11 protein-coding genes are annotated in these 15,858 nt (G+C 64.3%); 2 read left to right on the top strand and 9 right to left on the bottom strand.

What is annotated here, in order from left to right:
• From VKV57_01610 to VKV57_01575, 8 genes are all read right to left on the bottom strand, one after another.
• The gene (locus VKV57_01610) at positions 1-915 is read right to left on the bottom strand and encodes an ABC transporter permease (GenBank protein HLW58601.1); all 915 of its coding nucleotides are present in this window, start codon (positions 913-915) and stop codon (positions 1-3) included.
• Positions 869-1,798 (bottom strand): ABC transporter permease, encoded by a 930-nt coding sequence (locus VKV57_01605; protein ID HLW58600.1) that lies wholly within the window; start codon positions 1,796-1,798, stop codon positions 869-871. The genes VKV57_01610 and VKV57_01605 overlap by 47 nt, the downstream gene beginning before the upstream one ends.
• Positions 1,799-1,844: 46 nt before the next feature.
• On the bottom strand, positions 1,845-3,392 hold the full coding sequence (locus VKV57_01600) for an ABC transporter substrate-binding protein (protein ID HLW58599.1): 1,548 nt from the start codon (positions 3,390-3,392) through the stop codon (positions 1,845-1,847).
• A 59-nt stretch (positions 3,393-3,451) separates the two neighbouring features.
• A complete protein-coding gene (locus VKV57_01595; GenBank protein HLW58598.1) occupies positions 3,452-5,206 on the bottom strand; it encodes a gamma-glutamyltransferase family protein in 1,755 nt (584 codons plus the stop codon).
• 1,185 nt (positions 5,207-6,391) lie between these two features.
• Positions 6,392-7,165, bottom strand: coding sequence for a hypothetical protein (locus VKV57_01590; GenBank protein ID HLW58597.1), 774 nt, complete (start codon positions 7,163-7,165; stop codon positions 6,392-6,394).
• A gap of 125 nt (positions 7,166-7,290) precedes the next feature.
• Complete coding sequence (locus tag VKV57_01585) at positions 7,291-7,695, bottom strand: hypothetical protein (GenBank protein ID HLW58596.1); 405 nt, start codon at positions 7,693-7,695, stop codon at positions 7,291-7,293.
• A 104-nt stretch (positions 7,696-7,799) separates the two neighbouring features.
• Positions 7,800-10,475, bottom strand: coding sequence for a tetratricopeptide repeat protein (locus VKV57_01580; GenBank protein ID HLW58595.1), 2,676 nt, complete (start codon positions 10,473-10,475; stop codon positions 7,800-7,802).
• Between the two features lie 894 nt (positions 10,476-11,369).
• Entirely contained in the window at positions 11,370-12,599 is a 1,230-nt protein-coding gene (locus VKV57_01575) for a hypothetical protein (GenBank protein ID HLW58594.1), read from the bottom strand.
• An 851-nt stretch (positions 12,600-13,450) separates the two neighbouring features.
• Here VKV57_01575 and VKV57_01570 point away from each other — a divergent pair.
• Together VKV57_01570 and VKV57_01565 are read left to right on the top strand one after the other, a co-directional pair.
• Positions 13,451-14,035 carry a peroxiredoxin gene (locus VKV57_01570; GenBank protein HLW58593.1) on the top strand — a complete coding sequence of 195 codons (585 nt, stop codon included), beginning with the start codon at positions 13,451-13,453 and terminating at the stop codon, positions 14,033-14,035.
• A complete protein-coding gene (locus VKV57_01565) occupies positions 14,011-14,931 on the top strand; it encodes a DMT family transporter (GenBank protein HLW58592.1) in 921 nt (306 codons plus the stop codon). The genes VKV57_01570 and VKV57_01565 overlap by 25 nt, the downstream gene beginning before the upstream one ends.
• An 84-nt stretch (positions 14,932-15,015) precedes the next feature.
• On the opposite strand, the gene VKV57_01560 is transcribed toward VKV57_01565, so the two are convergent.
• On the bottom strand, positions 15,016-15,837 hold the full coding sequence (locus VKV57_01560) for an ABC transporter permease (GenBank protein ID HLW58591.1): 822 nt from the start codon (positions 15,835-15,837) through the stop codon (positions 15,016-15,018).
• Positions 15,838-15,858 lie beyond the last annotated feature (21 nt).

The following is a 15,858-nucleotide window of genomic DNA, read 5'->3' as shown; positions in this document are numbered from 1 at the left end:
TCACACCGGCCCCAGGCCCCGCAGTCGCGGATCGAGCACATCCCGCATGCGGTCGCCCAGCAGGTTGAAGGCGAGGACCACGAGGGTAATGGCCACGCCGGGGATGGTCGGCATCCACCAGGCCTGCCACACCAGGTCCTGCGAGTACCCGAGCATCTGCCCCAGGCTCGGGGTCGGCGGCTGGATGCCGAGGCCGAGGAAGCTCAGCGCCGCCTCCAGGACGATCACCACCGGCAGGTGGAGGGTCGCTAGCACCAGCACGGTCGGAAGCACGTTTGGCAGCACGTGCCGTGCGAGGATGCGGACGTCCGAGGCGCCCACCGCCCGCGCGGCCGCCGCGAACTCGCGGTCCCGTAGGGACAGGGCCTCGGCGCGCACGACGCGCGCGTAGGCCGGCCACCCGGCGATCACGAGGACGGCCACGATCTGCAGCAGGCCCGAGCCCAGCACCGCAACCACGGCGACCGTCAGCAGGAGCGTCGGGATGGACAGCTGCGCGTCCACGAGGCGCATCAGCGCGACGTCGAGCCATCCGCCGCGGTATCCCGTCACCATGCCGACGGTGGCCCCCACCAGCGTAGAGAGCGGGACGACGGCCAGGGCGACCAGCAGCGAGATCCGGAGGCCGACGAGCAGCCGGCTGAACACATCGCGCCCAAGCTGATCCGTGCCTAGCAGGTGGACGGCGCCGCGCACCGGCGCCAACGAGGGCGGATGCACGGTCAGGCCCAGGTTTTGCGCCGCCGGGTCGTAGGGCGTCACAAACGAGCCGACGAAACCGGCCGCGAGCAGCACCGCGAGGAGCGCGGCGCCCACCACCCCCGATGGGCTGCGCAGCAGCCGGCGAAGCGGCGAGTCCCGCCGCGCCTTAGGCGCGCTGCGCGGCGTTTCGAAGGCGAGGGTCGACCCAGCCATAGAGCAGATCCACCATGAGGTTGACGGCGATGAAGACGGCGCCACCCATGATCGCGGCGCCCTGCACGACCGGGAAATCGCGACCCAGCACCGCCTGGACGGCCAGACGTCCCATGCCGGGCCACGCGAAGATGGACTCCACAATTAGCGCGCCGCCCAGCATCTGACCGAAGTGGAGGCCCAGGACCGTGAGCACCGGCAGCGCCGCGTTGCGCAGCGCATGCTTGAACAACAGCACGCGGCCCGTCAGGCCTTTGGCCCGGCCGGTGCGGACGTAGTCCTGCGCCAGGGCATCGAGCAGGCTCGTCCGGGTGAGCCGGCTGACCTGCGCGGCATAGAACCCGCCGAGCACGAACGCGGGCATCACGAGGTGGTCGAGACCTCCGTAGCCCGAGACCGGCAGCCATCCCAGCTTGACCCCGAAGACGATGATGAGCAGAAGCCCCAGCCAGAAGCTCGGCATGCTCGTCCCAAGCAGGGCGATCGTCATGGCGGCCGTATCGACGCCCGACCCGCGGCGGGCGGCGGCCACCATGCCGAGCGCCACGCCGAGGAGCATCGCCACCGCCAGGGCGGCGAGGGCCAGTTCGAACGTCGCGCCGAGGCGGTCGCCGATCAGTTCGGTCACCGGCAGGTCCTGGCGGTACGAAAAGCCGAGATCGCCGTGGGCGACGCGGGTGATGAAGCGCCAATACTGCACGGAGAGCGGCCGGTCCAACCCGTAGGCCTGCCGGATGCGGTCCATGTCCTGCTTCGTCGCGTTCTGCGTCACCAACAGCGCCGCTGGATCGCCGCTCGCGTGCAGCAACACGAACACGATCGTGATCACGCCGAGCATGGCGGTCAGCGAGAGCGCCAGCCGGCGGATCAGATACTCGCTCACAGCGAAAGGTTCGGCGCGGGCCGGCGGCGCGCCGCGCGCCCGCCGATCAGTGCGTCCACGACGCGTCGAACATCGTTAATTCCAAGTCCGGCCGGGGCGTCCACTCCAGGTCGCGGCTCATGCCGTTGGCGTTGGGCGCGGTAAAGAGCGTGAGGGCCGGCGCCTGCTCCTTGTACATCAACTGCAGGCGCTTCGAGATGTCGCGCAGTTTTGCCTCGTCGGGCGCGGCCTGCGCCGCCTCGACCAGCTGATTGAACTGCGAGTACCCGGGGCGCCACTGCGACCATTCGCCGGGCGAGTAGAACGCGCGGAGCGGGATGATGGTGCTGATCCCGAAGAAATCGGTGAAGCGGGTAAACCACCCGTCCTCGGGCAGCTTTCGGTCCAGCACCGCCCGCAGCTGCACGCCAATCTCCGTGGTGTCCACTTTCGCGCGCACGCCGATGTGGCTCAACTGGTCCGCCACGGCCAGGACGATGTCCCGGTCGCCGGGGTAGGTCCCGCTCGTCCCGCTGATGGTGAAGTCGAACCCGTTGGGGTATCCCGCCTCACGCAGCAGCGCGCGGGCCCGGTCGGGATTGTACGGGAACGGTGGGATGGACGCATCGCACGCCACCATCACGTCGGAACAGAACGTCGCCACCGGCGTGCCCACGTTGTGCATCACGCTGGCCAGAATCGCCTGGCGGTTGATCGCGTAGTTGAGCGCCTGCCGCACCCGGGGGTCGGCCAGCGGCTTGTCCTTCGCGATGTTGACCAGGTTGTAGATGACGAAGAACACGCTCAGGCTCTTGCCGATCACGAGTTTGGTCTTCGAGGAAATCTGCAGGGGACTGAAGAGTTCGGGCGGCAGGAGGTTGGCCAGCTGCACCGACCCGGCCAGCAGTTCGGCGACCCGCGGCGCGTCGGTGGGAATGACGCGGAAGACCACGTGGCCGATCTTGGGCCTGCCGCCCCAGTAGTCGGGATTGGCCTGCAGCTCCACGCGGTCGTCCTGCACCCAGCGGACGAAGCGGTACGGCCCGGTCCCGACGGCGTGGCGGATCAGCGCGTCCTCGCCGTTTTGTTTGAGGTATCCCGGCGGCACGATCATCCCGTAGTACCCTAGGTATCGCGGCATGTCCGGCCAGGGCTGCGAGGTGGTGAATCGCACCGTGCTTTCGTCAACCGCCGTCACTGTTTTGATCAGCTGCAGGGCGCCGGCGCCCGGCCAGTGCGTCTTCGGGTCGAGCATCCGGTCGAACGAGAACTTGACGGCGTCGGCGTTGAAGGGCTCGCCGTCGTGAAACTTCACACCTTTGCGCAGTTTGAACTCCCAGGTGGTCGGGTCGACGGCCCGCCACGACAGCGCCAGACCCGGCTTGAGATTCAGGGCGGCGTCCCGGTGGACCAGCGTGTCGTAGATATTGGCCAGGACGGCTATCGTCGCGAGTCCGGTGCTTTTGGCAGGGTCGCCCGTGACAATGTCGGCGCTTTGAGCGACGACCAGGGTGCGGGGCGTCTGCGCCTGCGTCGCCGCGCCCGAGCTTACCGCGAGCACGAGCGCCGCACTGGCGCAGACCGCGGCGAATTTCCGCCAGCTACCGAGTACCATTCCGACACCTCCCTCTCAACTTCGCCGCGCGCGGGCCGCGTCGACGTGCCGCTCCGCCCCTACCAGCCGGCGGCATAACTCTCACGACGAGGGTCGGCGCCGCCTTCGAGCACACCGCCGTCGCGGCGCCGTATCGCGCACACCGCCGCCACCGAGGGCGAGACATTGGGCAGCACCTCAACGGTGTGGCCGAGCGCGGCCAGCCGGTCCCGTACGTCGGGGGGAATTCGGCCCTCCACCCGTACCATCCCCGGCTCGTATGGATGGGGGTGGAAGGACGACGGGAAACTCGCCGAGATGACCCGCGGCGCTTCGATGGCGGCCTGCACGTTCATCCCAAAGTCCAATACGTTTGACGCCACCTGCACCATCGCCTGGACCTGCGCATCGCCGCCGGGGCAGCCGAAGGGCATCAGCGCCCGCCCCGACTGCACGAGCATGGCGGGATTCGGCGTCAGCCGCGGACGCTTGCCCGGCGCAATCGCCGAGGGGTGCCCCGGCGTGGTCCACAGCTGCGCTCCGCGCGTCGAGATGATGATGCCGAGGCCGTCGACGAGCGGAGCGCTCAAGCCGGGATCGGACGGCGTCGCGCAAAAGGCGTTGCCCTCGGCGTCCATCGCGCAGACGAAGGCCGTATCGGCCTGCGCCGCGCCGGCGGCGGGAGCCGGAACGTACCCCACGGGCCCCGAGCGCCCTTCGTACCGCCACGGGTTCCCGGGGAGCGGAAGTTCCGGGCACGCCCGCCCCGGGTCGATCAGGCGGCGCCGCTCGTCCGCGTACTCGGGATCGAGCAAGCCCCCAATGGGCACGTCGACCTGAGCCGGATCCCCGATGAACGCTTCCCGGTCGGCGCACGCGACCTTGATCGCTTCGATGAGATAGTGTAGGTGCGCGGCGCTCCCCTGCCCCAGCTGCCGCAGGTCCTGACCCTGCAGCAAATTCAAGACCATCGGCAGGAGCGGTCCCTGCGACCACGGCCCGCAGGCGTGCACTTCCACGTCCCGGTACCTCGAGGAGACTGGCGGCTCGACCGAGACATGGTACGCCGCCAGATCCTCCGCATCCAACTCGCTTCCGGTCCGTTCGGCGTGCGCGGAGAGCTCGCGCGCGACCTCGCCGCGGTAGACCTCGTCCCGGGCCGCCATGATCGCCGCCTCGCGTCCGCGTTGCTTGGCGCCGCTTTCGACTTTGACAAGCCGCCTGAACAGGTCGCCGAGCTCCCGTTGCACCAGGACCTCGCCCGCCTGCGGCGGCCGGCCGTTGGGCAGAAACACCCGCGCACTGGCGGGCCATTCCCGCAGCCGCGGAGCCAGGTTGGCGATCGTACGGGCGAGGCGGTCGTAGACCGGGAATCCGTCGCACAACTCGCATGCCGGCCCGAGCACCTCGCGAAGCGTGAGGCGCCCGTACCTCGCCAGCGCGGTCAGCCAGGCATCCGGTGCCGCGGGCGTGACGTAGCGCGGCGCGCCGAGCGGCATCTCCCCGTTGTACCGCTCGAGAAACCGCTCCAGGGTCAGCCGCCGCGGCCAGCATCCGACGCCGGCGATCGTCTCGGGCCGCGGCATCCCGGGCCGAAAAAACATGATCGGCGCGACGCCGCCAAAATCCGTCAAATGGCGTTCGAGGACGTTGAGCGCGATGCCGGCGGCCACCCCCGCGTCCGCGGCATTCCCACCGAGCGCGAACATGCGCAGTCCGGCCATCGTGGCCAGGTAGTGCGTTGAGCTGACCATGTGGTTCGTGCCCAGAAATGCGGGCCTGCCTTGCGTGACGGGGAGCGCCGGGCCGGTGGCCCCGGTCATCAAGTCGAGCATCTCGCACCTCGTCGAGGGACTCGTAAATCCTGAACCTGCCAGGGCGGATGAGCGACGCCCAAACTTACGAGAGTGTAGCACTCTCGAGGGTACTTCTCGCACGGAGGCGCCCAATCCCGCCATGCGTCAAGAGCGGTAAGCAGAAGAGGATCCCCTCGACGCGAACGGCAGAACGTGGCCCTGCCAATCTACGGTCAGGGGGGGTCGTTTCAAAACGAATTCAACGGGTTGGTACCACCGAAATAGGGCTTAGACTTACGAACCCGCGGGAAGCTAAAGTGTCAGATCCACCTCATTAGCTTCAAGAAAGCATAGAGTAGAATAATCAAGAATGGCAGAATCAAAAGAAGCGGTATGCGTTCTTCGTTCTCAAGGACCCACCGGGTTCTGCCATTTTGAATCAACTCTCGTTCCCGCTGGAACACGGAGAACAGGGCCACCACGCTGCTCGAGCTCGCGAAGAACCGAAAACTTTGCCCCGAAAAGCGTCCCATAGGACACGACGGTTGGAACCATATACAACACAATAGGAAGGCGAAAAGTGGCACAACCACTCGGAGGATCGGTTGTAAGTCCGTGAGACCCTCGCCAGGCTTTGTAAGGGCCAGAATACCAAGCAGAGCTGTAATGATGGAAAGATGAAACCCGTTCAAGGTAGTATACCTCGCATCAGTGTTGCTGAGGTCTTGAAGGTAAGCCTTGTACTGCTCCAAGAAGGCAGGTGGCGGCGTGGGTATGTCATTCATAAATATATCCTCCGTGGCGGGGTGCTGCATGACGATTTTAACACCAGGCGATTTCTCGCCCACCATACTCCCAATGTCTATCCCAATCTAGCTTTGCGGTGATGCAAGGGCTCCTCGGTTTCTAGGAAGCATTGAACAAGCGATCCCACTGCTTCATCTCCCCGCGTTTCATTTCTTCCTAGCTCTCATCATGCCCAATGCAAGCTATTCTTATTCTCGGTGCGGCCGTAGTATTTTCCTCATAGCAGCGCACGCATGTACTGTGATGAATTGCGTATCTGCACAATGGGGACGGGAATCTAATGAGCATGCAGTTAGCCCCCCCGGTTATGCGGCGAAGTTGCACGTGACTCCGGCGCTGGCGGGGCGAGCCGCGGGGACAATCTGCCGCACCCGCCGGCAGGCGCGCCTCAGGCGCGCTAATACACCCTATCGACAATCAGATTGCACGGACCTTGCCGCACCGCCATCCCGCTGCAGCGGACGGGAGTTTTTTCTGCGCGGGGCCGGGTTGGATTTCCCAGGTGAGATGGGACGCTCGACACACGCATGAGTTATCGATATTGCTCCAAATCTTCTGCACCGTCCAGCGATTCGCACCTACTGTGATGGTGTCCTGTCCTTGCTCACAGAGGTCGCCGATTTCGGTCATCCCGCCGTCAGGACTCCAGGCATCATACTCTGGATCGGTGATAATCTCCGCGAACTCATGGCTGGCCACCGTGGTCGTGTCATCGGTGTTCGCGGAGTATGCGACGAAGCCGTAGTAGACAGGGTCCCCCGCGGCCGTCGTGAAAAACTCGTGATACCCAACGTCATAGGCTCCCAGGAAATTGAGTTGGCGACCGGTCGCGGGGTCGTTAATGATTATGTGTTCATCGAGATAAAGCAGGATCACATGCGATCCTGCCTGCTGCGGGGGCAACGCCCCGGGGAGGACGTTGGATTGAATGATGTTCTGATATTTCGCGACTGTCAGCACCCGGGGGACCCAGGGGAGGAAGGAGGCATTCACAAAAGCGCCAGCGCCGGGCCCAAGGATCCCGTACTGTGTGAGCACGTCCATGACGCTGCTATTTAAGAGATCTTGATGGAATTGGTTGAGCTGTGACGCTTGCGCTTGGTGAACGGGATCGGTCCACCCCGGGCCCCAGAAGCTTGAGTAAACTAACGGGCGTCTGACCACCGGTCCCCCTGCATAAGTGATCTGCATGCCGGAACCACCCTCCTCACATTTCTGTACACCGTGTGTGTAAAAGACTCCATTGGCAGAGTGTCAGCAGATCCCACTGCGGAAATCAGACGCCGACCTCGCGCCTATCCGCAGCCATACCGCGCTTAAGGGTACAGGCTAAGCGCAGCTTCCACCAAGAGCGAAATTGCCTTGGCGAGCCGCTGGATGGCGCGAACATCGGTCTCGGCGAGGGAACGCACGGCCAACTCCCTTGCCAGCAGGGTAAACGTTAGGGCATCCTCTGCGTAGGGGTCCTTCTCGGCCACCCGTTGCCCAAGAGCAGGGATAATCCCCAGCGGAAGGCCCTGCGTGTCAATCCCCTCGCTAGGATTCCCGGCGCGCCGATCGAAATGCGCCCCCCCCGGGCCTTCAAGGACATTCAATCCTTGCTTAATACGAGACCTGAATGCATCGATTGACGTGGCGAATGCGCTCATCTGACTGATCCCGTCCCAGTGACGGGACCCGATATTCAGTTGGTCGAGCGGGACTTTTGCGCCGGGCCCCATGTCCCCCCTCCTCAAACGTTAAGCGCGGTACTCCCCTCTCTTCAACTACACTCGGGTGCGGCCAGAGCGTGAGCACCCTGTGCGGTTACCGACGATTTCCCTCGTCAGATCGATGCGTTGGCGTTAGAACATCTCCCTTCCGGCGATCCGTCGGTGTCCATTGCTTCACTGACAACCCGATCCAGGGTCATCGCCCTTCCCGCCGACCACGCTGCAGCGAAAGCGTCCAGGGTTAGCCGCGCTCGCGCGGCAGCGACTTTGCGGTCGTAATCGGGGCGATCAGTGGGTCGAAGGGGGGCGCCGATAGATTCCCGCAGGGCCTCTGCAGCTCCAAAGAGCCGTGCCGCCCGCGCCCCTGCCCCCCGGGCTTCTGCCAGGCCCGCGAATCCCTCGAGCGAATGTGCGATGCCCCATTTGTCCCCTGCGGCCAATCGCACTTCGAGGCTTTCCTTCAGGAACCGATATGCCCCCGCGAAACAACCGCGGCTCAGAGAAACGAGTCCAAGGTTGCTGAGGGTCTTGGCAATATTCTGCCCGTCACCCTGCTCTCGCCAGAGAGCCAAACTCTCCTCGAAGAGTGCGTACGCGGCAGAGTAGTCATTCTCGCGGTACAACACAAAGCCCAAGTTGTTCAGGGAAAGGGCGAGGCCCCATTTGTCCTGGAGCTGCCGCCGAATTGCCAAGCTCTCTTCGTACAAGGCGCGAGCTGCGGCGTGATCATCCTGGACGGAGAATAGGGTACCAAGATTGTCGAGCAGGGCCGCAATGTTCGGCCTGTCTCCCGCGTCTCGCCAGATCGCGAGACTCTTGCTGAGGAAGTCGCGTCCGGCCGCGTAATCTCCCTGGCCTAGAACGGCAATAATGCCAACCGCCTGCAGCGCTTTCGCACGCACAATTCTCGTTCCTTTGCCCTCGCTATTCATCAACAGGGCCTCAAGCCAGGTCCTGCCCTCCCCAAAGTAGCCGCGGATCCACCAGAAGCGCCAGACCGCCGCAGCCAATCGCAATCCTGACTCCGCCTGATTGTTCTCAAGCGACCATGAGAGTGCCGCCCGCAGGTCATCGTGCTCGAGCTCAAGGCGGGTAAGCCGTAGGGTCTGACTAGCCGCGACTAGCTCGGGTTCCGATCGCTCCGCTAGCGCCAGGTACCACATGAGGTGCCGGTTCCGGACACGAACCGCTTCTGCTGATCGCATTAGCCGTTCTCGAGCATACTGCCGAACCGTCTCCAGCATGTGGTACCTAACTTCCCTTTCCTGATGATCCATGATCACGAGAGACTTGGACACAAGCTGGGTCAGCAGGTAAAGGACATCCATCCCTGCGTCTTGATCATCCGCGCAGATCCCCTCCGCCGCCTCTAGTGTCCAGGGAGCGGCAAAAACTGAGAGCCGGCGCAGCATGGTACCCTCCCGCTCCGAGAGGAGTTGATAGCTCCAATCCATCGTCGCCTGAAGAGTCTGCTGCCGCGCAAGGGCCGTCCGGCTGCCTTGGGTCAGGAGCCGGAAACGGTCGTCCAACCGCGCAACCAACTCTGCGATGGACAACGCTTGGATCCGGGCCGCCGCCAGTTCAATGGCAAGGGGTATCCCATCCAGGTGCCGGCAAATTGCGATGACGGCGGGGGCGTTTTCAGCAGTTAACTTGAACGTCAGCCGCATGGCTGCGGCTCGTTCAACAAACAGGCGGATGGCTTCACACTCCATGAGATCATCCACAGTTCGGGCCCGTAGTGGATCGGGCAGGGGAAGGGGGGTCACTGGAAAGATGGTTTCTCCCCCGATTCCCAGCGGTTCGCGGCTGGTGGCGAGGATCCGAATGCTTGGGCACATGTGGAGCAGCGCCTGGGCCAATTGCGCGCAGGCGGTGATAAGGTGCTCGCAGTTGTCGAGCACGACTAGCATCTGTTTTTCGCGGAGAGCACTCATAAGAGTTGACAGCAACGGCTGTCCGGCCTCTTCTCTGATGCCCACGGCGGAGGCTAAGGATCTGGGGACGAACGCGGGGTCGGAAAGACCAGCTAGCTCCACGAGCCATACCCCGTCTGCATAGTTCTCCAACAAGCCTAAGGCCGCTTGAAGGGCGAGACGGGTTTTGCCGCAGCCACCGACCCCGGTCAACGTCAGCAGGCGGGTCATGGATAGGAACTGCTTGGTTTCCGCGACTTCAGAATCCCGCCCAACGAAGCTCGTCAGCGGTCGGGGCAGATTGTTTGCGAGAGTGGTAAGGGACTGCGGCAGTCGGAACTCGGTTGGAAGGTGCGGGTCGATCACCTGAAAGATCCACTCCGGCTGACGAAGATCCTTCAATCGATGCATGCCCAGGTCGCGCAACGCTACCCCCGGGGGCACGCTGCCGGCAACAAGCATTGCCGTCGTGCCTGAGAGAAGAATCTGCCCCCCATGTCCGGCCGCGCAAATGCGCGCCGCCCGGTGGACATCCATCCCTTCGTACCCCGTCGCCGTGATGAGGGGCTCGCCCGTGTGCAGGCCCATCCGGACACGGACGAGCGCCCCATCGGTCCACCGATGGTCCATGATGGCGCACTGAGCCGCTATGGCAGCTGCAATAGCGTCTCGTGCCCGAGGGAAGGCGACGAAGAATGCATCTCCCTGAGTTCGGAGTTCTTGACCACCGCAGTCCTTGAACGCAGCGCGGAGTAGTCGGTGATGGTCGGCGAGGACTTCCACATACCGAGCGCCTAGTTCTTGGAGCAGGCGCGTGGATCCCTCAATATCGGTGAAGAGAAAGGTGACCGTTCCGGTCCGCAGCCCGGGCATTTGCGGCCTCCGGGAGAGGCTATGATGGGGCCGCTTACATTAAGGGCGACGTTCGCGAAAGACGAAAGCCGACTCGGGACAATTCCAACAGTGAATACCAGGACCAAAACAGTCTTTCACAATGGACGCTTGATCAACAGGGGGATCGGAAAACCCGAGCCCCCCCGCTAACTGGCAAAGAAGAGAACACACTAGCCTACCGTGAGCTTCTTTGCTATTCGCTAGAAGAATCCCTTCAATCCGATAGCCCTTTAGCGTGGCGAAACCAAACGGCAGTCGGAAAAATCTTCGAGAGGCTTCCGCTCTCCCCCGCCCCCCCATAGTGAAGCCAATCCGTGCCAACCCCAGTAAAATAAGGGTTTTTTGAGGGTTGACCCACGCGCAAGTCCCTTGCAAGCGACACTTCGAGATGGCTAATACGAGGATCAGGCTCTGGCTTGGCCGAGGCGAATTGGTCGATCCTCTACTATCCGTTCCACCTCACCGCCCTTTCGACTCCATGCGGCAGGGGCCTCTTGGGGCTACGCTGGCAAGGTCGTTGAACTGTGCTGGGTGCTTCGAGTGAACCTGAACTTCTATCGCCTTTGGGGGGGCGGTCTTCAAAGCACAAAAGACGGAGCAGGCCTGGCGAACGGTCGCGGCTCCCGTCGGTCCTGTTGGAGATCCTGAAGAACCTCGGCGAAGGCCTGAGCCGGCAGAAGTTGCTCTTTTCGCCTACCCAATCAGGTCAAAATGATCGCCCGAGTTTATCGCGTCCCCCGTGTCCGCGAGACCGCCTTTCCCCCACCCTACCGGGGTCGCTGAAGTGTTCTGCGCGTGGCGCAGGTAAGTGGGGGCTGACGGCCTGACGCAGGCGCCCGCGCGGACGCTACGGCAGCGCGGTGAGGACGGCAGTCAGCTGCGCCGCGATGCGCTCAAGAGCGCCGGGTTCGTCCAGTATGTCGAGTGTGCAGAGATGGGCTCGCGGGCCTTCACGTCCTCGACAAATTTCATCGGCGCCTGGCCGGGTGCGGGCGCCGCCGGGTAGCCGCGGTTGAAGAGCGGCTCGAGGTGGTGCGCAACGAAGTCAGCCGAATGCCAAAAGTTCTGCCAGCGCCAGCGCAGCATTCCGGCGGACGTCTCCAGTGCGCCCGCCTGCGCGAACGCCGCCGGGCACGCCTCGGTCCAAAGGTCAGTGGAGTCCAACAACGACGGCTTGCGGAACAGGAAGAGTGAGATGGGGGACCCCATCGTGGCCATCCCGACCGGGCACACTATGTCTTGAACCCGCTTCGCCCTCTCGAGGAACTTCTTTCTCTCCTGCAGCGCTGCGTGCGCATCCTCCACGCCCCCCCTCTTGCTTGCGGCCGCTGCCGCAAGAACTGTCGTGGGGACCGCAGGCGCCGTCTCGAGCGCCGCCAGCGCGATGTTGACGGCCGCCAGGTCCCGGTGGACAGCAGTCGGCTTGTTCCACGTGGTCGCGCTCGTGCCGAGCAGAATGTCGTACACAACGACGGTGCCAAGGCTGTGCCCGACGAAGACGACCGGCAGCGCTGTCAGGGTGCTCGCTTTGTCGATCGGGTACGCTTCGGCAAGATAAGGCTCGATCGTATCCAGGACCACTTTGAGGATCTCCTCACGGGGGGCGTCACTCCCGTACAGGACCACATCGCTCAGGGTGTTTGCCTCGAAACCGCGCGCGAAAGTCCAGAGATGGCCCCATGGGTACCGGGGCAGAATGAGGAACCAGGCGGCCAGCGAGGCTGCCACAAGCCCCACGGCCGTTCCAATGACCCAGCCGAACACCAGCGGCGGAAGGCGAAGCATGCCGAAGCCCGTGCCCACCGCCCCAATTACCGGCACGACCAACGCGTAGAGCACCATGGTCAAGATTCGCCTGGCACGCGTCCACTGGCTAGCGTGGCTGGGGAAGAGGTGCGCCAACCAGCCCCCGCGTTCGTTGAATAAGTGGCTCCAGTCGGCGCGCTTCACAAGGAGGCGTGGCGCGAGGTCGCTACGGCCGAGATCCTGCAACCTGTGTATTGTTGCGGCGCGGAGCCGATCGAGGAACTCGTACTGAGCGGTCGAGTTCTGAGGGCCGATCCCGTGAACGAGAACAGCCAGCAACGGGCGAGAGCCGTTCACGCTCAAGCACCTCCCCGCAGAGTCGGGGTTGAGAGTTCCAGCGTCCTATTGCTGATCCCTTTGTGAGTTCTCAGAATCCCCTACGCTGCCAGACGGCTGGGTGAGGTGCTTGCAAACACCCGGGCATCCTTACACCTTCGCTAAGTGTCCGGAAGTGGAACCGGCCAACCGCCTTTGGGGATGCTGCTAGTTCGCGCGACGCGTGGCAAGCATATGTCCTCATACCAAACCGCCTTCGACAATCTCTATGCCAAAGGCTCAGCCGGAATCAACTCCACCCTTGAGCTAAAGGGCCTCACAGTCAAGTCTTTGATCTCTGAGGATCTCGGGGAAGTAATTTTCTTTGTAGATTCAAAGAACTGGGGGGAGCTGTATCGGGAACCTCGCGGTGTGCACAAAGGTCCAACGATGGGGGCACAGCTTGGCTGCGCCTAAACTGTTTGCGATCAACGCCCATCGCGGGGAGCAGGCCGAGATAGGTCTTACGGCTACGAATGGCAGGACCGTCGTCACCCGGTCGACGAAACCACCAAGCGGAACCTCCACCGTGAGGCAGATACAGGAACCCCTGTCGGTATAGAGATGTAGTAATCGGCGCTTTTCGCATACAAGCCGGGTAACGAGCAATTCTGGAGGACCGCCGACCTGGAAGGCAACTGTTCTGTGCATCACCCGCTGGCTCAAGAGCATCAGTGCGAGGCCGCGTCGGGCCAGGGAGAGCATCGCACGGAGCAGAACACTACCCGCAGATGCCATCAACAAGCCAACCACGCTATTTACCACGGGAGACCAAGCCGAGATGAATGCCTCTCGGACGTGGAGACCAAACAACCGCTGACGGAGGGTGCGCAATGTCGGCCCATAATCCACTTGACCTGCCGCCTGATCTGCCTGTCCCCGAGGATGACGGGGCGTGCGCTCATCTCAGCGGGATGCGCATGCCCCCCGTCGCGCTGTCGTCAACCGAAGGCGGCGCCGTCCACTTGTCCGCGCTCCCGGGGTGGACGGTCGTCTACTGTTACCCCCGGACCGGCCGGCCGGACCAGGAGGTCCCCAAGGGGTGGGACGAGATTCCCGGCGCGCGCGGATGCACGCCGCAGTCCTGCGCGTTCCGCGATCACCACGCCGCGTTCGAGGAGCTCGGCACGCGGGTGTTCGGCCTCAGCACGCAGACGACGGACTATCAGCGCGAGGCCGTGACGCGCCTGCATCTCCCCTTTGCGTTGCTAAGCGACGCTGATCTCGCGTTCACCCGAGCGCTGCGACTGCCAACGTTCGAGTTCGCGTGGAGCTTCGGGGCGCAGCCGGCCGAGTTGATCAAGCGTCTCACGCTGGTGCTCCGCGACGGCCGCGTGGAGCACGTTTTCTATCCGGTGTTTCCGCCGGACAAGAACGCCGAGCGTGTCCAGGCGTGGCTCGCGCAGCACCTGCGGTAGACTCGCGCGCCGGCCTTCCCGCCGCCGGGGGCGCCCCCCACCATTGGCTTGGCATCGCGCTAAACCTCGCCTCCGCCGTCGCCTACAGCACCTCCGGCTTCTACACCCGGCTGATCCCGCTTGACCCATGGACGATCCTGTTCTGGCGGGGCATCTTCGCGGGCGCGTTCATCGCCATCGTGATCGTGTGGCGCTACGGCCGTCGGGCCGTCGACATCGTCCGCGGCATCGGCGTGCCGGGCGTGACCGCGGCGTGCCTCTCGACGTTCGCCACCATCATGTACATCAACGCCTTCCGACGCACTTCGGTCGCGGATGTCATGATCATGAACGCGACGACGCCGTTCCTGGCGGCGGCGCTGGGATGGTTGTGGCTCCGAGAGCGCGAACGCTGGAACACCTTGCTGGCAAGCGCGGTCGCGCTGTTGGGCACCATGATCATGGTCGGCGGATCGGTGCGCGAAGGACACCTCGCCGGGGACCTGCTCGCGTTCGGGATGGCGCTGTGCATGGCCGGCGTGATGCTGATCATCAGGCGCCATCGTGAGACCCCAATGCTGGCGGCCGCGAGCCTCTCCGCCCTTCTGTGTCCGGTGTTTGTGTGGCCGCTGGCCCACCCGGGCACCGCCGGTCCAATAAACATGTTGTATCTTGGCCTGTTCGGCGTAACGCAGTTCGGTCTCGGCCTTCTGCTGCTCACGCTTGGCGCGCGGCTGATCTCCGCAACCGAGACGGCACTCATCCAAGCCGCGGAAGTGCCACTCGGACCGCTTTGGGTCTGGCTGGCGTTTCGCGAGGTCCCGCCGGTGCCGACCTGGATCGGCGGAACGATCATCATGGCCGCCGTGTCCAGCCATGTCTACATTAGCCGGCGCCCGTCCACGCCCAACACGTAGGCGATCGTCGCCGCCCAATCCGCCCGGTGCGGCGCCTGTACGGCCAGCGCGGGTGTAATCGACACCGCAAGTGGGCGGCCGCCCTCAGTGCAGCCGGGGATCCAGGGCGTCCCGCAGCCCGTCGCCGAGCACGTTGACGCCCATCACGCTGAGGAAGATCGCGATGCCCGGGATCGTGGACACCCACCACGCCTGTTGTAAGTAAGCCCGGCCCTCCGAGACCATGGCCCCCCACTCGGCGGCGGGGGGCTGCACGCCGAGCCCGAGGAAACTGAGCCCCACTCCGGTCAGGATCGCCGTGCCCAGCCGCAGCGTCAGCAGCACCACGACGGGCGCGAGCACGTTGGGGAGGATGTGCACCCTGATGATCCGCCCCTCGCTTCCCCCCACGGCCCGCGCAACCTCGACATAGGCCTCCTCCTTGACCGGCAGCACCGACCCGCGAACGAGCCGGCAGACGCCGGGCACGCCGGAGATGCCGATGGCGAGCAAGACGTTTTGAAGGCCCGGGCCGAGCACCGCGACGATCCCGATCGCCAGCAGCAGGCCCGGAAACGCGAGCCAGACGTCGACGGTCCGCATGATCACATCGTCCAGGCGGCCGCCGTAGTACCCGGCCGCGATGCCGAGCGGCACCCCCACGGCAAACGAGATGACCACTGAGATCGCGCCCACCGTGAGCGAGATGCGCCCCCCGTACACCAGCCGGCTCAGGATATCGCGGCCGAAGGAATCGGTACCGAGGGGAAATGCGGCGGACGGCGGTTGCAGCCTCAGATTGAAGTGCGGCGCGGTCGGATCGTAGCGGGCGACGTACGGCGCCAGGAGGGCGCCGAGCAGCAGGCCGACGATCAGGAAGGCCCCCACGATGGCGCCGCGGTGGCGGGCGACCCGCCGGAGGCCGATCGCCCCGTGCGACAGCGTCCG

The sequence above is a fragment of the bacterium genome (genome assembly GCA_035307765.1).
Taxonomy (GTDB): domain Bacteria; phylum Sysuimicrobiota; class Sysuimicrobiia; order Sysuimicrobiales; family Segetimicrobiaceae; genus Segetimicrobium.
This window is presented reverse-complemented; position numbering and strand designations above follow the sequence as displayed.